18 protein-coding genes are annotated in these 18,472 nt (G+C 68.6%); 8 read left to right on the forward strand and 10 right to left on the reverse strand.

Translation table 11 applies throughout. The annotated features are described in order from the left end of the window. Positions 1 to 7: 7 nt before the first annotated feature. From OHA40_RS10165 to OHA40_RS10175, 3 genes are read right to left on the reverse strand one after another with little or no spacing between them, the layout of a single operon-like run. Positions 8 to 745: a phosphotransferase gene (locus tag OHA40_RS10165; RefSeq protein WP_330232802.1), complete on the reverse strand. Its 738-nt coding sequence runs from the start codon at positions 743 to 745 to the stop codon at positions 8 to 10. An 18-nt stretch (positions 746 to 763) separates the two neighbouring features. Next, positions 764 to 1,279, reverse strand: a complete 516-nt coding sequence (gene purE, locus OHA40_RS10170) for a 5-(carboxyamino)imidazole ribonucleotide mutase (protein WP_330232803.1) — start codon at positions 1,277 to 1,279, stop codon at positions 764 to 766. After that, positions 1,272 to 2,492, reverse strand: a complete 1,221-nt coding sequence (locus tag OHA40_RS10175; RefSeq protein WP_442943972.1) for a 5-(carboxyamino)imidazole ribonucleotide synthase — start codon at positions 2,490 to 2,492, stop codon at positions 1,272 to 1,274. Before OHA40_RS10175 ends, purE begins: the two co-directional genes overlap by 8 nt. A gap of 39 nt (positions 2,493 to 2,531) precedes the next feature. Between OHA40_RS10175 and OHA40_RS10180 the strand changes: the two genes are divergently transcribed. Then, positions 2,532 to 3,071 carry a GtrA family protein gene (locus OHA40_RS10180; RefSeq protein WP_442943973.1) on the forward strand — a complete coding sequence of 180 codons (540 nt, stop codon included), beginning with the start codon at positions 2,532 to 2,534 and terminating at the stop codon, positions 3,069 to 3,071. Position 3,072: 1 nt separating this feature from the next. Here the strand turns inward: OHA40_RS10180 and OHA40_RS10185 are convergent, their stop codons facing one another. The 3 genes from OHA40_RS10185 to OHA40_RS10195 are packed head-to-tail and all read right to left on the reverse strand — an operon-like array spanning position 3,073 to position 5,622. Continuing rightward, positions 3,073 to 4,380, reverse strand: coding sequence for a sensor histidine kinase (locus OHA40_RS10185; protein ID WP_330232804.1), 1,308 nt, complete (start codon positions 4,378 to 4,380; stop codon positions 3,073 to 3,075). A 1-nt stretch (position 4,381) separates the two neighbouring features. After that, positions 4,382 to 5,059: a response regulator transcription factor gene (locus OHA40_RS10190; protein WP_330232805.1), complete on the reverse strand. Its 678-nt coding sequence runs from the start codon at positions 5,057 to 5,059 to the stop codon at positions 4,382 to 4,384. A 17-nt stretch (positions 5,060 to 5,076) separates the two neighbouring features. Next, entirely contained in the window at positions 5,077 to 5,622 is a 546-nt protein-coding gene (locus OHA40_RS10195; protein ID WP_330232806.1) for a PH domain-containing protein, read from the reverse strand. Positions 5,623 to 5,813: 191 nt separating this feature from the next. Here OHA40_RS10195 and OHA40_RS10200 point away from each other — a divergent pair, with 191 nt between their 5' ends. Beyond that, complete coding sequence (locus OHA40_RS10200) at positions 5,814 to 6,767, forward strand: acyl-ACP desaturase (protein WP_330232807.1); 954 nt, start codon at positions 5,814 to 5,816, stop codon at positions 6,765 to 6,767. Between the two features lie 39 nt (positions 6,768 to 6,806). Here the strand turns inward: OHA40_RS10200 and OHA40_RS10205 are convergent, their stop codons facing one another. Further along, positions 6,807 to 7,607, reverse strand: a complete 801-nt coding sequence (locus OHA40_RS10205) for a biotin--[acetyl-CoA-carboxylase] ligase (protein ID WP_330232808.1) — start codon at positions 7,605 to 7,607, stop codon at positions 6,807 to 6,809. A 28-nt stretch (positions 7,608 to 7,635) separates the two neighbouring features. After that, on the reverse strand, positions 7,636 to 7,836 hold the full coding sequence (locus OHA40_RS10210; protein ID WP_330232809.1) for a hypothetical protein: 201 nt from the start codon (positions 7,834 to 7,836) through the stop codon (positions 7,636 to 7,638). A gap of 204 nt (positions 7,837 to 8,040) precedes the next feature. Between OHA40_RS10210 and OHA40_RS10215 the strand changes: the two genes are divergently transcribed. From OHA40_RS10215 to OHA40_RS10225, 3 genes are all read left to right on the forward strand, one after another. After that, positions 8,041 to 9,681, forward strand: coding sequence for an acyl-CoA carboxylase subunit beta (locus OHA40_RS10215; RefSeq protein ID WP_330232810.1), 1,641 nt, complete (start codon positions 8,041 to 8,043; stop codon positions 9,679 to 9,681). Between the two features lie 160 nt (positions 9,682 to 9,841). Next, positions 9,842 to 10,168, forward strand: coding sequence for an acyl-CoA carboxylase subunit epsilon (locus tag OHA40_RS10220; protein WP_442943974.1), 327 nt, complete (start codon positions 9,842 to 9,844; stop codon positions 10,166 to 10,168). Continuing rightward, positions 10,165 to 10,797 (forward strand): nucleoside triphosphate pyrophosphatase, encoded by a 633-nt coding sequence (locus tag OHA40_RS10225; RefSeq protein WP_330232812.1) that lies wholly within the window; start codon positions 10,165 to 10,167, stop codon positions 10,795 to 10,797. The genes OHA40_RS10220 and OHA40_RS10225 overlap by 4 nt, the downstream gene beginning before the upstream one ends. Here the strand turns inward: OHA40_RS10225 and OHA40_RS10230 are convergent. Further along, entirely contained in the window at positions 10,726 to 11,502 is a 777-nt protein-coding gene (locus tag OHA40_RS10230) for a helix-turn-helix transcriptional regulator (protein WP_330232813.1), read from the reverse strand. The genes OHA40_RS10225 and OHA40_RS10230 overlap by 72 nt on opposite strands. A gap of 171 nt (positions 11,503 to 11,673) precedes the next feature. Between OHA40_RS10230 and OHA40_RS10235 the strand changes: the two genes are divergently transcribed. The 3 genes from OHA40_RS10235 to OHA40_RS10245 all read left to right on the forward strand — a co-directional run bounded on the left by OHA40_RS10235 (position 11,674) and on the right by OHA40_RS10245 (position 15,730). Then, positions 11,674 to 12,591, forward strand: coding sequence for a sulfurtransferase (locus tag OHA40_RS10235; protein WP_330232814.1), 918 nt, complete (start codon positions 11,674 to 11,676; stop codon positions 12,589 to 12,591). A gap of 271 nt (positions 12,592 to 12,862) precedes the next feature. Beyond that, the gene (locus tag OHA40_RS10240) at positions 12,863 to 14,668 is read left to right on the forward strand and encodes an acetyl/propionyl/methylcrotonyl-CoA carboxylase subunit alpha (RefSeq protein ID WP_330232815.1); all 1,806 of its coding nucleotides are present in this window, start codon (positions 12,863 to 12,865) and stop codon (positions 14,666 to 14,668) included. Positions 14,669 to 14,791: 123 nt separating this feature from the next. Next, complete coding sequence (locus OHA40_RS10245; protein ID WP_330232816.1) at positions 14,792 to 15,730, forward strand: patatin-like phospholipase family protein; 939 nt, start codon at positions 14,792 to 14,794, stop codon at positions 15,728 to 15,730. Positions 15,731 to 16,002: 272 nt separating this feature from the next. Here the strand turns inward: OHA40_RS10245 and OHA40_RS10250 are convergent, their stop codons facing one another. Then, positions 16,003 to 18,129, reverse strand: a complete 2,127-nt coding sequence (locus OHA40_RS10250) for a serine/threonine-protein kinase (RefSeq protein ID WP_330232817.1) — start codon at positions 18,127 to 18,129, stop codon at positions 16,003 to 16,005. Positions 18,130 to 18,472 lie beyond the last annotated feature (343 nt).

The following is an 18,472-nucleotide window of genomic DNA, read 5'->3' on the forward strand; positions in this document are numbered from 1 at the left end:
ATGGCCTTCAGCTAAGCGCGGCTCCCAGCTCGGTGCGGTGCTCAGTGACCCACCGGTGCGCAGCGCGGATGCGCGCGGGCACTCCATCTGAGCGCAGCCGGACCATTGCGGGTTCGCCTGCGGCGGCGGCGATTTCGATTCCGCGCTGGCACCGGTCCTGCCACCAGAGGATCGTGTCGAGGAGTTCGGAGCGTTCGGTGGTTCCGTAGGCGTCGCACATCAGCCGCAGCGGCTCGGCGGCCGTCGCGGCATCGGTGATACCGGGACCGAGATAGAGGTATTGCCAGCATGCGTGCGCGAGATCGTGAATCCGGCGGCCCGGGGCAGCGAGGTCCCAATCGAGAAAAGCCACGGGCTGCATGCCGTCGCCGAGGTCTCGATAGACGGTGTTCTTCGGTGAGAGGTCGTTGTGGCAGACGACTTCGGCGTCCGCCGCGAGATCGGTTCCCGCGGTCACGTCGTGGAACGCGCGGATCAGTTCCGCTATCCGGGCCAAGGCAGCCCGGGAGGCGATCGGCGCGGAGCGTTCCTGGTCGAATGCCACATATCCGTCGAGGTATGTGAGAATCTCACGCCCTTGCTCGTCCATGCCGACGAAACGAGGCGCGCCGGTCCAACTGGACTGCTCGAACCGGCCGAGGAGTTCGTGCACGAACTCGGCCCGCGCACTGGGGCGGCGGCGCACGGTGTCGCCGATACGGACCACGTCATTGATGAAGCCCCCTCGCAAAGGGGTCTCCGGCATATCGCGCTCGGGAACGGATCAGCCCAACAGCTTGGCGCGAAGGGCGTCGTCCTTCTCCAGAACCATCTGTTCCAGTCCGGCCTGGAACTGTTCCATACGGGTGCGCAGGGCCGGGTCGTGGGCGGCGAGGATGCGGGCGGCCAGCAACCCCGCGTTGCGGGCGCCGCCGATGGAGACGGTGGCGACGGGGACGCCGGCGGGCATCTGGACGATGGACAGCAGCGAGTCCATGCCGTCGAGGTATTTGAGCGGAACCGGCACACCGATCACGGGCAGCGGGGTGGCCGAGGCGACCATGCCGGGCAGGTGGGCCGCGCCGCCCGCGCCCGCGATGATGACCTTCAGCCCGCGGCCTGCGGCGTCGCGCGCGTAGTCGAGCATGCGCTGCGGGGTGCGGTGCGCCGAGACGACGCCCACCTCGAAGCGAATCCCGAACTCCGCCAAGGCTTCCGCTGCGGCCTCCATGGTCGGCCAGTCGGAGTCGCTGCCCATGATCAGGCCGACCAGCGGGGTCACGCCCTCTGCTTCACTCATGCGGATCCCATCCGTCGGTCCAAACCGCGTGCGACATCCAGTGCGCCGCGCGCTCGGCCTTCTCGCGAACCTCGGCCACATCGTCGCCGAGAATGTTGACGTGCCCGATCTTGCGGTCGGGGCGCTCGCCCTTGCCGTACAGATGCACCTTCGCATCGGGCATCCTGGCGAACAGGTGGTGCAGCCGCTCGTCCATCGACATGGCCGGGGCCTGCGGCGCGCCGAGGATATTGGCCATCACCGTGACCGGCGCCAGCGGAGCGGTGTCGCCGAGCGGGTAGTCCAGCACGGCACGCAGATGCTGCTCGAACTGGCCGGTGCGGGCGCCGTCCATCCCCCAGTGCCCGGAATTGTGCGGCCGCATGGCCAGCTCGTTCACCAGCAGTTCGCCGTCGGTGGTCTCGAACAGCTCCACCGCCATCACGCCGACGACGCCGAGTTCCTTGGCGAGATTCAGCGCCATGGTCTCCGCGGCGGCGGCCGTATCCTCCGGCAGACCGGGCGCGGGCGCGATCACCACCGCGCACTGTCCATTGCGCTGCACGGTCTCCACCACCGGCCAGGTCGCCGCCTGCCCGAACGGCGAACGCGCCACCATCGCCGACAGCTCGCGTTTCAGGTCGATCTTGGCCTCCGCGAGCAGCTGAACGCCATGGGCGAGCTGATCGCTGACGATCGCCTCCGCCGCCGCGGCGGAATCGGGCATCCACACACCGCGCCCGTCGTAGCCGCCGCGCACTGCCTTCAGCACGATCCGCCAGTCGTGTTCCGCACCGAACCGCACCGCGTCGGCCACCGAGGTCACCGGCGTGAACGCGGGCACGGGCAGCCCGAGCTCGCTCAGCCTGGTGCGCATGGCCAGCTTGTCCTGCGCGTAGACCAGCGCCCGCGGCGGCGGCTGCACGTTGACGCCCTCGGCGACCAGCGCCTCCAGGTGGTCGGTCGGTACGTGCTCGTGGTCGAAGGTCAGCGCGTGTGAGCCGACCGCGGCCTTGCGCAGCGCGCTCAGATCGGTGTGACTGCCGATCACCACCTCCGGGCTCACCTGCGCGGCCGGGTCCTCAGGGTTCTCGGCGAGCACGCGCAGCCGCTGGCCGAGCGCGATCGCCGCCTGGTGGGTCATGCGCGCGAGTTGGCCACCACCGATCATGGTGACGGTGGGCATGGCCGATGGATCGAAGGATCGTGCGCTCACGTCGGACCATATTGTCATGTCCGGCGCAAATGATCGGGACCGGTACACTCCGGTCTTGTGTCATTCGTCGACGACGTGGTCAGCGTCCTGCCCAAGCCGCTGCAAGATATCGCGTACCGGCATCGGGAACTGATCAAGTTCGCGATCGTCGGCGCGACCACGTTCGTCATCGACAGTGGCATCTTCTACGCGCTGAAGTGGACGGTGCTGGCGGAGAAGCCGGTGACCGCCAAGATCATCTCCGGCGTCATCGCCGTGATCGCGTCCTACATACTCAACCGGGAATGGTCGTTCAAGAATCGGGGCGGACGCGAGCGTCATCACGAAGCGCTGCTGTTCTTCGGCGTCAGCGGTGTCGGCGTCGTCCTCGCGTTCACCCCGCTGTGGATTTCCAGCTACATCTTCGACCTGCGGCAGCCCAACGTGAGCTTCACCGTGGAGAACATCGCCGACTTCATCAGCGCCTTCGTCATCGGCAACCTGCTGCAGATGGCGTTCCGGTTCTGGGCGATGCGCCGCTGGGTCTTCCCCGATGAAATGAGCGAACTCGAAGCGGAATTCGTGGATCTCGTGGAAGAGGAACTCGGCCGCAGCTGAGTCACCGCGGCTCGGGCACCACCGAGTTGGGCGGACGAACCTTCGACGAGCCGAGGAACACAGCGAACAGCGCGGGCCTGCGCCGCTGCAACTCCAACCGCCCGCCGTCGGCCTCGACCAGCGCCCGCGCCAGCGCGAGCCCCACACCGGTCGAACCGCCCGCGGAGAAGCCCCGGTCGAAGATGTGTGGCGCCAACTCGTCACGCACCCCATGGCCCTCGTCGGCGACCTCGACACACGCCAGCGGCTCGCGGTCGGCCCCCGGCCGCACCGAACGCACCGACACCGTGCAGGTCCCGCCGCCGTGCATGAGCGCGTTGTCCACGAGCACCGCCACCGCCTCGCGCAACCGCGAACCCGTGATCGGCGCGCACAGCGACTCGTCGCCGGTCAACGTCAGGGTCCGGCCCGCCTCGGAGAACGGGTGGGTCCATTCGGCGACCACGCCGCGCAGTTCGTGCATCACCGGCACCGGATCGCGATCGGCTGCGTCCTCGTCGCGGGATGCGCGCACCAGGTCGTCGATCGCTTCGGTGAGCCGGTCCACCTGGGCCATCGCTTCCTCGGCCTCGTGCACCACCTCCGGATCGGCATGCGCGGACAGCTCGTCCAGACGCAGCCGCACGGCGGTCAGCCTGCTGCGCAACTGATGCGAGACGTCGGCGACCAGGGCATGCTCGCGCTGCAGTCGTCCGGCGATCTCCACGGTCGCGGAGTCGAGCACGTCGGAGACGCGATCCAGTTCGGCGATGCCGTGCCTGCGCGGATCGGGCCGGAAGTCGCCCATCGCCAGCCGCGCGGCGCGCGCCGCGACGTCGCGCAGCGGATCGGCCACCCGGCGCGCGGTGACCACCGCCACCGACACGGCCGCGCCGAGCGAGGCGAGCACCGCGAGCGCCACCACCGCGACCGCCTGGCGCTGCATGGCGTGCATCGGCGCCGAGGGCACCTCCAGGCGCAGTGACCCGGACGTGCCCATCGACAGCGACTCGACCAGCGGGTCGGGCACCTCGGCCACGCCGAGGTCGCGGTGGGAGGCGTTGTCCGCGGGCGCGGGATAGACGATGGTCAGTCTGCTGTTCTCGGGCACCAGCGGCGCCACCGACCGGGTGTCCAGCTCGCCGAGCACCATCCCATCGCCGTGCTCCTGCGCGATGATCTCCGCGGCGATCCGGTCCAGCCGGTTCTGCAGATCGTTGCGGGTGATGTCCTCCACCCACAGCCACGCCGTGTAGATCAGCGGCACACCGAGCACCACCGTGGTCAGCGTCAGCACGGTGAGCATCGAACGCAGAATCCGGCGGCGCATGTCAGTCGGTGTTCAGCCGGAACCCGACACCGCGGACGGTGACGATGCGCCGTTCGGCCATCGGCCCCTCGTCGCCGATCTTCCGGCGCAGCCAGGACATGTGCATGTCCAAGGTCTTGGAACCCCGTAGCTCGGCGTCGCCCCACACCTCGCGCAGGATGGTCTCCCGCGCCACCACCTGGCCCGCCCGGTCGATCAGCACCTTGAGCAACTCGTATTCCTTATTGGCCAAACCGATTTCGACCCCGTTGACCAGCACCCGCCGGGCCGCCGGCTCCATACGGATGCCACCGACCTCGACACTGTCGTCGCCGATTCCGCTGCGCCGCAACAACGCTCGCACTCGGGCCAGCAGTTCGGCGAGCCGGAACGGCTTGCCGACGTAGTCGTCGGCGCCCGCGTCCAACCCGACCACGAAGTCCACCTCGTCGGTGCGCGCGGTGAGCATCAGCACAGCCAGATCCGCGCCGCGGGCGCGCACCTGACGGCAAACCTCCAGCCCGTCCATGCCGGGCAGACCGAGGTCGAGGATGAGCAGATCGTGGCCGCCCTCCAGCGCACGCTGCAGCACGGCGGGACCGAAACTCTCGACGGTCACCGAATAGCCCTCGCGGCCGAGGGCGCGCGACAGCGGAGCGGCGATGGCCTCGTCGTCCTCGGCCAGCAGTACGGCGGTCATACGCCCAGGTTACGGCCTCACCGGTAGCTGCGGCGGTCGTCCCAGCGGTCGTCGTGCCCGTTGCGCTGGCGTTCGACCTCGAACACCTGGTGATACAGCAGCGAATGCACCTGCTGCACGGACGGGATGTCGTCGTACTCCAGTGGCTCCGAGGAGGACGACTCGATGACCAGCGTCCCGGTGCCGAGCAGTCGGTCGAACAGGCCGTGCCGGAACTGAACACTGGAGATCCGGCTCATCGGGATGTCGATGCCGCTGTGGGTGATCACACCTTGGCGCACCAGCACCCTGCGGTCGGTGACGATGAAATGCGTCGACTTCCAACTGACTATCGGTGCGACACAACGCCATAGGAGAATCACCAGGTACACCGCGAGCACCGTGATCAGCAATGCGAAGCGCGCGGTCCCCTCGGCCCTGCGCGAGATGAGTCCCCCCGCGAAACCGGCCAGCGCGGTCGCGACGATCAGTGTCACGATCGGCCAGAAGAGCATCTTCCAATGCGGATGACGATGGAGCAGCAACTGTTCGTCGGGCGCCAGGACATCCTCCGGATAACCCATGCCACGCACCCTACCGGGTGCGGATACCGAAAGACGCACGCCGCAGCGCGTCATGCTGCACAATCGTCAGCCTGCGTGTGACGATTCCTCCACGCAGTTGCTTCCCGCTCGACCTGGCTCCGCCCCCGCCCGAAGTGCACCGCACAACGCCCGGTTGCCCACATAGCCGAATTCCGACCGTGGAGGAACGCGTGACCAAGGACCTGACATCGCTGGAAATCCTGACCGAACTCGAACCCGTGGCCGAACAGAATCTCGATCGGCACCTGTCCATGGCGAAAGACTGGAATCCGCACGACTACGTGCCGTGGACGCACGGCCGCAATTTCGCCGCGCTGGGCGGCGTGGACTGGGCTCCGGAGCAGTCGAAACTGAGCGAAGTGGCCAGGGTCGCCATGATCACGAATCTGCTCACCGAGGACAATCTGCCCTCCTACCACCGGGAGATCGCGCAGAACTTCTCCGAGGACGGCCCGTGGGGCACCTGGGTCGACCGCTGGACCGCGGAGGAGAATCGGCACGGCATCGTCATACGCGACTACCTGGTCGTCACCCGCGGCGTCGATCCGGTCGCCCTGGAAGAAGCCAGGATGATCCACATGGCCAACGGCGTTCAGTCGCCGGAGGGCTGGGGCGGATTCCTGACGAGCGTCGCCTACGTCACCTTCCAGGAGCTGGCGACCCGTGTGTCGCATCGCAATACGGGCAAGGCGTGTAACGACGCCGTGGCGGATCGCATGCTGCAACGCATCGCCGCGGACGAGAACCTGCACATGATCTTCTATCGCACCCTCTGCGGTGCTGCGCTCGACCTGGTGCCCGACCAGGCGATGCCCGCGATCACCCGGATCGTGACGAACTTCCTGATGCCCGGCGCCGGGATGCCCAACTTCCGCCGCTATGGCGTGCTGATGGCCAAGCACGGCATCTACGACCTGCGCCAGCACCTCGAGGAAGTCATCCAGCCGGTGCTCAAGCAGTGGAACGTCTTCGAGCGCTCGGATTTCGGGCCGCGCGGCGAGCAGGCGCGCGACGAGCTGGGCTTGTTCGTGGACAAGCTCGGCAAGAAGGTGATCAAGTTCGAGGAGCAGCGCGAACGCGCGCTCGCCCGCGAGGCCGCGCGCGCCGTCCCGCAGCAGGCCTGATCACCGGTCGCCTTGTGCCGCTTGCCGTTTCGTCGCCGGTCACGGCTGCGCGCGTAGATGTGTGACGTCGGCGGCGGACACCGCCGCACCGGCGATGAGCAAGCGGCCCGCGTCGTCGATGTCCTCGGCGATGCCGGTCAGCGTCCGGCCGCCGGGTAGCTCGGCGCGGACTTGCACGCCGATGGTGGCGCACCGCTCGCGGTAGGCGGCGGCCAGCTCGCCGATCGCCCAGTCGCCGTCGCGCCAAGCGGTGAAACGACGCGCGAACTCGGTCAGCAGCGAGCACACGAGCACCGTGCGGTCGGTCTCCTTCGCCCCGGCGAGAACGAGCGAGGTGGCGTGCGGCACCGGCAGTTCCGCCTCGGTGAGGCTCACGTTGAGCCCGACGCCGACCACCACCGCCGGCGCGCCGGCGCCCGACGCGACCTCAGCGAGGATGCCCGCGACCTTGCGTCCATCGATGAGCACGTCGTTGGGCCACTTGAGCTCGGCGGCCACGCCCGCGGTCGCCCGCAACGCGTCGACCACGGCCACGCCGGTCAGCAGGGACAGCCAGCCGAGCGTGGCCGGGTCGATTCCGCGCAACCGCACCAGCAGTGACATCGAGATCTGCGCCCGGGCCGGGCTGACCCAGGCCCTGGCGTGCCGGCCGCGCCCCTGCTCCTGGGCCTCCGCCAGGAGAACCGCGTGGTCGGCGCCCGGCTGGGCCGCGCGCCCGATCAGGTCCGTGTTCGTGGACCCGGTCGACTCCACCACGTCGATCTGCGAGAAGAACGACAGCTCGGGCGACTCGATGACGTTGCGCCGTAATTGCTCCGCATCCAACGGTGGCCTCTGCATACCGGCAGGCTACCCGCCGGGCGAGGCGCTATCCGACCAGGTCGTACTCGCCGAGGATCGGGTCGCGTGCCGCCGTGCGTACCCCATCACCTTCCGCGGACGGCGCCTCGACGGCGGTCTCGGACCAGGTCTCGGGCTCTCCGTACTTCGGCTCGGCCTCGACGGCCTGCGTGTGCGTCCACGCCGCGGCGGCGGCGTATTCGGCGACCGTTTTGCTCCATTCCCACATGCCGGGCTCCTCCCCTGAGCTCGAAAATCGGTCGCCCCCAGGCTATCCGGACACCCCCGGCGGGCGATACTCATTTTCCGCCTTCCCGACCCGGCGACCGACCAGGAATTTTGTCGCGGAAGTATGATCTAGCTGCGGTTTTTACTCGTCGGTAGCGCGGACTGGGTTAGAGAGAAGCACTGGCACTGGTTACACTCCGAAGCCATGACGAGTGTCCAGCAGCAGCCCGCCGCAGGCCCGGCGGGTTCCCCCGATATCCACACCACCGCCGGGAAGCTGGCTGACCTGCGGAATCGGCTGGAAGAGACACAGCACCCGATGGGTGAGGCCGCAGTCGACAAGGTGCACGCGAAGGGCAAGATGACCGCCCGCGAGCGCATCCTCGCCCTGCTGGACGAGGGTTCCTTCGTCGAACTCGACGCGCTGGCCCGCCATCGCAGCGTCAACTTCAGCCTGGAGCACAACCGTCCGCTCGGCGACGGCGTGGTGACCGGCTACGGCACCATCGACGGTCGTGACGTCTGCATCTTCAGCCAGGACGTCACGGTGTTCGGCGGCAGTCTCGGCGAGGTCTACGGCGAGAAGATCGTCAAGGTGATGGACCTGGCCCTGAAGACCGGCCGCCCACTGATCGGCATCAACGAGGGCGCGGGCGCGCGCATTCAGGAGGGCGTCGTCTCGCTGGGCCTCTACGGCGAGATCTTCCACCGCAACATCCAGGCTTCCGGCGTGATCCCGCAGATCTCGTTGATCATGGGCCCGGCCGCGGGCGGTCACGTGTACTCCCCGGCGCTGACCGACTTCGTGGTGATGGTCGACGGCACCAGCCAGATGTTCGTCACCGGCCCGGACGTCATCAAGACGGTCACCGGCGAGGACGTCACCATGGAGGACCTGGGCGGCGCGCACACGCACATGGTGAAGTCCGGTGTGGCGCACTACGTCGCCTCCGGCGAGCAGGACGCGCTGGACTACGTGAAGGACCTGCTGTCCTACCTGCCGAGCAACAACCGCGCCGAGGCGCCGCGGTTCCCGGCCACCGATCCGATCCCCGGCGCGATCGAGGACTCGCTCACCGACGAGGACCTCGAGCTGGACACGATCATCCCGGACTCGCCGAACCAGCCCTACGACATGCACGAGGTGATCCGTCGCCTGCTCGATGACGACGAGTTCCTCGAGGTGCAGGCCGAGCGCGCGATGAACGTCATCGTCGGCTTCGGCCGGGTAGACGGCCGCAGCGTCGGCATCGTGGCCAACCAGCCCACCCAGTTCGCCGGCTGCCTGGACATCGACGCGTCGGAGAAGGCCGCGCGGTTCGTGCGCACCTGCGACGCGTTCAACATCCCGATCATCACCCTGGTCGACGTTCCCGGCTTCCTGCCCGGCACCGGACAGGAGTACAACGGCATCATCCGGCGCGGCGCGAAGCTCCTCTACGCCTACGGCGAGGCCACTGTGGGCAAAATCACGATCATCACGCGCAAGGCCTACGGCGGCGCCTATGACGTCATGGGTTCCAAGCACATGGGCGCCGACGTGAACCTCGCCTGGCCGACCGCGCAGATCGCCGTCATGGGCGCTTCCGGCGCCGTCGGATTCGTCTACCGCAAGCAACTGCAGCAAGCCGCCAAGGAGGGCGCAGACGTCGACGCCCTGCGGCTCGAGCTGCAGAACGAGTACGAGGACACGCTCGTGAACCCGTACGTCGCCGCCGAGCGCGGATACGTGGACGCGGTCATCCCGCCGTCGCACACGCGCGGCCAGATCGTGTCCGCGCTGCGACTGCTCGAACGCAAGATGGTGACCCTTCCGGCGAAGAAGCACGGCAACATTCCGCTGTGATCGAGCGATACCCTCGTTAGGCCGCGCATGCTTGTTGCTGAGACGCAATGAGCGAATCCGAGGATGATTGCTTCATCCGTAAACAGCCGGAAAATGGGAACAGCCTGATCAGGTGATCATCCCGATCGAGGCAAAGAGAGGACCTGGCACTGTGACGACCGTGGCAGAAGAAGATGTGTTGAGCGCCGTCGAACTGGATCTCACAGTCGACCCGATCGCGGACGAGATCGGTGCGGCCACCGACCCGGACGCCGACGCGCCGCTTGCCGAAGCCACCGCGGAGCCGTTCTTCCGTGTTGTGAAGGGCTCACCCACCGACGAGGAACTCGCCGCGCTGGTGTGCGTGCTGTCCGCCATCGCGAGCGACAGCGAGCCGGCGGGTCCGTCCGGGCCGCCGGACATGTGGGGCCGTCCCACGCTCATGCACCGCGGCAGTTCGCCGTTCTCCCCGTACGCTTTCCCGCAGCTGTCCCACCTGCGCGGGTGACCCATCTGATTCTCGCTTCGGCGTCGCCTGCCCGCCGGGAGGTGCTCCGCTCGGCGGGTATCGACCCGATCGTCCGAGTCTCCGCAGTGGACGAGGACGCGGTGGCCGCTGCGCTGCCCGAGGGCACGCCACCTCAGGTGGTCGTGGTGGAGCTCGCGCGAGCCAAGGCGGCCGCCGTAGCCGCAGGCATTCCGGAGTTCGCCGCCGACTGCGTTGTGGTGGCCTGTGATTCGATGCTGCTCGTCGACGGCGAGCTCCAGGGCAAACCGCATACCCCCGAGGTCGCGCGTGCCCGCTGGGGCGACATGGCCGGACGCAGCGCGGACCTCGTGACCGGCCACTGCGTCATGCGGCTGGCGGACGGTCAGGTCACCGCCGAAGCGGTCGACTGCAGCAGCACCACCGTGCATTTCGCCAAGCCGGAACCGGACGAGCTGGACGCCTACATCGCCACCGGCGAGCCGCTTCAGGTGGCGGGTGCGTTCACTCTCGACGGACTCGGCGGCTGGTTCGTCGATCGCATCGACGGCGACCCGTCCAGCGTCATCGGAATCGGGCTACCACTGCTGCGCCGACTGCTTGGCGACGTTGGGATCAGCGTTACGCAGTTGTGGGGCCACACGGCCTGACGGGGTGGTCAACGCCTCGGCGTCACCGCCAGGGGGCACCGTTGCCGCCTCGTGTGTCTCGTCGTGTGACGCGGCGATGAGTTCCAGCCGCGCCACGCACAACTCCGGCTCGACGAACGGATGTATCCGGACGTCGATCTCGCCGCGCGCGCCGCTCCGACCGAGTACCTCTTCGAGCAGGCCCAGATGGACTCCGCACACCACCTCGGAGTGCGTCCGGGCGAGTTCGCGCAGCGGACAGGCCGTCAACCGGATCAGCACCTTGTCCCCGCTCTCCGAGGACGGGTCGCGTTCGGGCGCGAAGCCGAGTTCCGACATCAGCGTCATGGTGACGTCCTTGGCGTCCTCCAGCGATTCGACCCGGTGCTCACCGATGTCGAGCTTGGTCCCCCATGCCCGGCCCGCCGCGACGGCGGCCTCCGATCTGCGCCGCGGATCCGGCCCCAGCTGGTCGGCGAGCACCTGCGCCAAGTCCTGGTAGCCCACCGATCGCTGCACCGCGCTGTAACCGATGCGCGGACGACCGCGACCTCGCGGCGGCTGCTGGAATTGCCGGACGAGGGATTCCCTGGTGAGCACGTCCAGATGGAACCGGACCGTGGTGACGTGCTGCCCGGTGATCCTGGCCAGTTCCTGGGCATCGAGAGGCTCACTGGCGCCACGTAGGATCGCGAGCAGTCGCCGCCGCGGCCAAGAATCGGACATAGCTCACCCCTCCTCCCGGGAGACTTTATCGGATCCAGGTGCCACTTATTCGCCCCTCATCCGATTTGTGATCTGAAACGAGAGTCACTGTCGTCTCACACCTACCATCGCTGTGAAACTTCCCGATCGCTGCCACCGACCGCCCTAACCCACGTGCGAAGGACCCATACCGTGCCCGTTGCTCCGGATCCTCATCCCTCGTTCGGTTCCTACGCACACTCTCACCGACTAGTAACCACCGAGTGGCTGTCGGCAAACATAGGCGCGAAGGGACTCAAGATCATCGAGGCCAACGAGGACACGCTGCTCTACGACATCGGGCACGTTCCGGGCGCCACCAAACTGGATTGGCGAAGCGATCTGAACGATCCGGTCACGCGCGACTATATCGACGGAACCCGCTTCACCGAACTAATGCGCGCCAAAGGAATAGAACGTGACGACACCGTGGTGATCTACGGGGATCGGGGCAACGCGCAGGCGGCGCACACGGCGTGGGTATTCGCCCTGTTCGGGCACGAGGACGTGCGGTTGCTCGACGGTGGACGGGCGGCGTGGATCTCGGAGGAACGCGACACGACCTTCGAGCCCGCCTACACCGTGGCCTGCGAATACCCGACCGTGCGCCGTGACGACGGCACCGCTCGCGCCTTCCGCGAGGACGTGCTCGCCCACCTCGGCAAGCCGCTGCTCGACGTGCGCTTGCCCGACGAGTACTCCGGCGCGCGCAGCCACAAGCCGGACGATCCGGAAGACGCGGCGCTGCGCGGTGGCCATATTCCCACCGCGTCGAACATCCCGTGGACCGAGGCGCTCGCCTCCGACGGGCGGTTCCGCTCGCGCACCGAACTCGCCGACATCTATCGGACGCTGCCCGGCCAGGACGAGCTGATCGTCTACAGTCGGGTCGGCGTACGGTCCAGCCACACCTGGTTCGTGCTGACCTATCTGCTCGGCTACGACCGCGTGCGCAACTACGACGGCTCCTGGACCGAGTGGGGCAACTCGGTGCGGATGCCGATCGCCAAGGGGGATGAACCCGGCGAGGTCCCCGTTGGCGGTGGTTCGAGACGCACCCGCGGCAGGTAGGGCTGTGAGCCGGGTGCCAGCGAACCGAGAACACAGCGCACTCGGGCACGGCGGAGCCGAGCCCCAGCGAGGCGCAGTCGTGTACGGTCCCGACCACAGGCCGCGTACGTTGTGATCCACGACCTACTGTGGAGTAGGGCTAGCCGAGTTCGGCGTCTGTTGGCAGACTGCCTACACTCGCCGAGACGTAAGTTTTGTCGACTACGGGAGCGGAGCCTGCGCAGCAACCCCATCCCCGCGAAGCGACCAAAGAATGCACACAGGAGGCTCAGTGCCCAGCCATGCCAGCGCGCGGATCACGAAGGTACTCGTAGCTAACCGGGGCGAAATCGCCGTGCGTGTGATCCGGGCGGCCAAGGACGCCGGTATCGGCAGCGTCGCGGTGTACGCCGAGCCGGACGCCGATGCACCGTTCGTGAAGCTCGCCGACGAGGCCTTCGCCCTGGGCGGCCAGACCTCGGCCGAGTCGTACCTCGTGTTCGACAAGATTCTCGACGCCGCGGCCAAGTCCGGCGCCGACGCCATCCACCCCGGCTACGGCTTCCTGTCCGAGAACGCCGACTTCGCCCAGGCGGTCATCGACGCCGGGCTGATCTGGATCGGCCCCTCGCCCCAATCGATCCGCGACCTGGGCGACAAGGTCACCGCCCGGCACATCGCCGAGCGCGCGAACGCGCCGATGGCCGCGGGCACGAAGGATCCGGTCAAGAACGCGAACGAGGTCGTCGAATTCGCCGAGAAGTACGGCGTTCCGGTAGCCATCAAGGCCGCGTTCGGCGGCGGTGGCCGCGGCATGAAGGTCGCGCACTCCGTCGAGGAGATCCCCGAGCTGTACGACTCGGCGGTGCGCGAGGCGGTCGCCGCCTTCGGCCGCGGCGAGTGCTTCGTGGAGCAGTACCTGGACAAGGCCCGGCACGTCGAGGCTCAGGTGCTCGCGGACAAGCACGGCAACGTCGTGGTCGCGGGCACGCGCGACTGCTCGTTGCAGCGGCGCTTCCAGAAGCTCGTCGAGGAGGCGCCGGCTCCGTTCCTGTCCGACGAGGTGCGTGCGAAGATCCACGCCTCGGCCAAGGCCATCTGCAAGGAAGCCCACTACTACGGCGCGGGCACCGTGGAGTACCTGGTGCAGGGCGAGACCGTCTCCTTCCTCGAGGTGAACACTCGTCTGCAGGTCGAGCACCCGGTCACCGAGGAGACCTCGGGTATCGACCTCGTGCGCCAGCAGTTCCGGATCGCCAACGGCGAGAAGCTGGAAATCACCGCGGACCCGGCCCCGCGCGGCCACTCCTTCGAGTTCCGCATCAACGGCGAGGACGCCGGCCGCGGCTTCCTGCCCGCCCCCGGCCCCGTCATCGTCTACCAGGAGCCGGCCGGCCCCGGCGTGCGCGTGGACTCCGGTGTGGTGCAGGGCAGCGTGATCGGCGGACAGTTCGACTCGATGCTGGCCAAGCTGATCGTCACCGGCGAGAACCGCACCCAGGCACTGGAGCGGGCGCGGCGCGCGCTGGCCGAATTCCAGGTCGACGGCCTGGCCACGGTCATCCCGTTCCACCGGGCGATCGTCGAGGACCCCGCATTCGTGGGTGACGGCGAGAAGTTCGACGTCTACACCAAGTGGATCGAGAACGAGTGGGTCAACACCGTCGAGCCGTTCGCCGGCGCGGGCGCTGCGGCCGACGAGGACGAGGAACTGCCGCGGCGGAAGGTCGTCGTGGAGGTCGGCGGGCGCCGCGTCGAGGTGTCGCTGCCCGGCAACTTCACCGTCGGAGCCGGAGCCGGCGGGGCAGCGGGCAACGGCGCCGGTGTGATCCGCAAGAAGCCCAAGCCCCGCAAGCGTGGCGGCGCGGGCGGCGGCGCGGCCTCGGGTGACGCGGTCACCGCTCCGATGCAGGGCACCGTCGTCAAGGTCGCCGTCGAGGAGGGCCAGTCGGTCGAGGCAGGCGATCTGATCGTGGTCCTGGAAGCCATGAAGATGGAAAACCCGGTCAACGCCCACAAGGCGGGTGTGGTCACCGGCCTGTCCGTCGAGACGGGCGCGGCGATCACGCAGGGCACGGTTCTCGCAGAGATCAAGTAGACACCTGACGAAGACCGTCTCGGAGCGGGCGCAGGACAACGACGTCCGCGCCCGCTCCGCTCGTTCGGGGTGTGTTCATTTCTCCGGCCTGAGGTTCACGCCGAGGTGTCGTATCGTGATGCGGTGACCAGCTCGCCAAGCGTCTCCCCCGTCGCGGAGCTGATCCGCGCGCGCCGTGCCGCGTCCAGCCGTGCCGACGGGCATCGGCTCGTGCTCGTCGTCGAGGGCGGTGGCAGCCGAGGTGTGTACTCCAGCGGAATGGTGTCCGCGCTGGAGGAACTCGGGCTCGCCGGGGTATTCGACGCGGTGTACGGGACGTCCGCGGGCGCGATCAACGGCGCCTGGCTGCTGTGCGGGCGTGCGATCCCCGGGATGCGCACGTGGACCGACCCGGTGATCATGGGCCGCGCCATCGACCCGGCCCGCCTCCTGCGCGGGCGACCCGCGTTCGATCTGCGGTACCTCGTCCACGAGGTGTACGACAGCATCGAGCCGATGGATTTCGACGCGATTCTGGCGAACTCCACGACGTTCCATCCGATCGCCACCGATACCCGTACCGGTCGGGCGGTCGACCTGCATCCGCATATCACCGACAAGCGCACCCTCATGCGTGCGCTGCGAGCGTCGGCGGGGCTGCCCATCCTGGCCGGGCCACCGGTCAGCTTGGGCGGCTCCGCCTACTTCGACGGCGGTCTCGCCGAGACGGTGCCGATCCGCACCGCCGTCGAAGCGGGCGCCACGCATGCCCTGGTTCTGCGCACCCGCCGCGTCGACGAGAGACGCCCGCCCGCCTCACGACTGCACCAGATCGTGGGCGGCGGCTATCTGCGTGCGGTGGCCCCCGGCGCCTATCGTGCGTGGCTGGAACGCCCGCGTCAGCAGGACATCGAGGACAAGGCGCTGGCCGCTCTCGGCGATTCCGTCCTGCAGATCCACCCGCCGCCGGGGTCCCCCGATATCGACAGCGCCGCACGCGATACGACGCTCCTGGCCGCCGCCCTCCATATCGGCCGCCACGCCGTCCTCAGCGCCCTCTCCACCACCATCCACGCCGTATAGCGGTACTCGCTGCACGTGTCGCGCTTGGTCACACAACGCCCGCGCGGTGCGTGCGGCCGCCATCCTGTCCTCGATGGCCGCTCCTCCACCGCCCCGCCGTAGTGCGGTGATCGCGGCACACCGTGGCGCTGCTCACACAGCGCCCGCGCTCCGTGGGGCAGCCATTTTGTGCTCGCCGGACCCCTTCTCCACCCTGGAGTGGGCATCACCGCGAACTGCGTTTCCCTGGCGGGCACGACGCCCCGGGCTACGGGCCGAACCGGGCGAAGAAGTCAAGAAAGCTTGACGCGAGTGCCGTTGGAGAGCACGAAGTCGTGGAGTTCGAGATGGTCGGGGCTGGTGTTCGGCGGGAGGTCGAAGACCAGTTGGGTGGTGGCAGATCGGCCGGGGCGCAGTTCGAAGGAGTAGCCGAGGCGCTGTTGCGTGTTCTGCCACATGGTGGCGGTGGCGTTGTGGTCGAAGGGAGTGCCCTGTGCGTCGACGAGGCGCTGCCCCAGCGGTAGGAACCACTTCACCTCGTCGGAGATATTGCGGATGGTCAGTGTGGCGGTCAGGAACGAGCCTGCGGCCGTTTGCCATCCGATTCGGGAGACGCCCGCGTCCACGTTCGTCACGACGAATTCGAACTTGCCGTCGCGGACGGGGGTGCCGACCGGCGCGACGGCGGCAGGGTCGGGCAGCCGCTGGTCCTGGGGCGGTCCCGGGTGCTCTACAGCCGCCACGGAAGGCGGCAGCGCCGGGGCGGGCGTGCCCGAGTCGCCCGATCTGCTCCCCGCCGCGATCAGGGCGACGCACCCTGCGGCGAACGCGAAGGGCGCGAGGAAAATTACGACCAGCGCGCCGATCAACTTCGACAGCAAACCCCGGCGCCGTCGCGGGGGGCGTCGGAGCACCGGCGTGACCGGGCGTCGTGCCGGAACCGCTGGATAACCAGGACGTCCGACCGACGGGAAGACCTTGCGCGCCGGTGCGCCGGGCCGCGAATAGGGCGGTGGCACAGCCGGACCCGGCCTCGGGGACAGTACGCGCGCCTGAAGAGCCAGCAACCGCGCCTGCCAACCGCTGCCCTGGTGTCCGCGCCGGACCGGTGCAGCAGGGTAGGACGCATTCTGATACCCCCGCCGGGCAACGGTGTACGGCTGTCCGGCAACGGGATAGCGATTACCCGCTGGGGGCTGTTGCGTACCGCGATAGCCCGGCACAGCAGAACCCGGATTCGAAACACCCGGCCCCGGAGCCGGATAGGGACGGGGCGCGAGCAGAGACCAGTCGAGTTCGGTGGCCACCAGGGTCGGCGTGGGCCCCGGCTCCGGTAGGACCTTTGTGGGCGTGGGCGCAGGTCGCGCGGCCGCCTCCGAACCGCTTGCCCGCGGGCGAGCCCCGGGCAAGCCGTCGGCGGCGCCGGACTGCGCGGCGGCAACATGTTCCTGCGAGTGCCCGCTCTCTGCGGCCTCCCCGGCTGAGTTCCCGGATTCGGGCAGGTGCTCGGTCGGCGCCCGCTGTGGCACGAGCGCCGCCGGTCCATCGGGCTTCGTTGCCGGACGGCCAGCGCCGGAAGGCGTGGGTGGCGGTGCCGCGTGCGGGGCCGCGGCACCGATCGCGGCGCGTGCGGCGGCGGCGAATTCGCCTGCGGTGGGGAATCGTTCGTCCGGATCCTTGGCCAGACCACGCGCAATGACGGCATCCAGCGCAGCGGGAACATCGGCGCACACCGAGCGGGCCCGTGGTGGCGCCGACATCAGGTGGGCGTGCATCTGCTGCGCGGGATCGGTGTCGCCGTAGAGGCGCGAACCGGTGAGGCATTCGTAGAGCACGCAGGCCAGCGAGTAGACGTCCGCGCGACCGTCCACCGCACCGGTGAACCGTTCCGGCGCCATATACGCCAGCGTGCCGATTGCCATCCCGGTGGTGGTCACGGCCGTCTGGCCTAGCCCGTGCGCGATGCCGAAGTCGATCAGATAGGTGAAGCCGCTGGGATGGACGACGATGTTCGAGGGTTTGACGTCGCGGTGCACCAGCCCCGCCCGGTGCGCCGCGTCGAGCGCGACAGCGACGTGACCGACGATGCCGACCGCCACGTCCGGTGTCATCCGCCCCGCGGCCACGAGTTTGCCCGCCAGATCGGCGCCGTCGACGAATTGCATGTCGATGTAGATCCGGCCGTCGATTTCGCCGAACCGGTGGATCCGCGGGACGTGCGGGTCGCGCAGCTGTGCCACGGCCGCGGCCTCGCGCTCGAATCGCTTGCGGTAGCCCCCAGTGGCGGCGAGTTCGGCGGGCAAGAGCTTCAACGCCACCCAGCGCGCCGCCGCCGTGTCGTACGCCAGCCACACCTGCCCCATGCCGCCCTTGCCGAGCAGCCGCTCCAGCCGGTAACCCCCGAATCGCACCTCCCTCATCGCGAACCTCCAGTCACCGTCGACATCTGGTCGACCCGCCCCTCGCCTGCGGAGCCGACAACAGAAATCACCAGCTCACCGTGTGTATACCGAGGACATGGCCTCTTCGGAGCGTAACCGCACGCCGCGGGACACACCACTGTGTGCTGGACGACAGTCCCCTGCGGCGCCGTCCGTCGAACGGCCTTCGCCCGGTGCGGCGCTTGTACCGCACGCCTGCCGCGGCGACCTCCGGCCCTGGACCGGCATCAGATGCGGGCCGGCGCACTCGAGCGGCCCACCGGGCGTCTCCCCGCGAATCGCTGCGGAATCTCGGTCTCAGCGCCGACGCGGCGGCCGAGAC

Source organism: Nocardia sp. NBC_00508, assembly GCF_036346875.1.
Lineage (GTDB): Bacteria > Actinomycetota > Actinomycetes > Mycobacteriales > Mycobacteriaceae > Nocardia.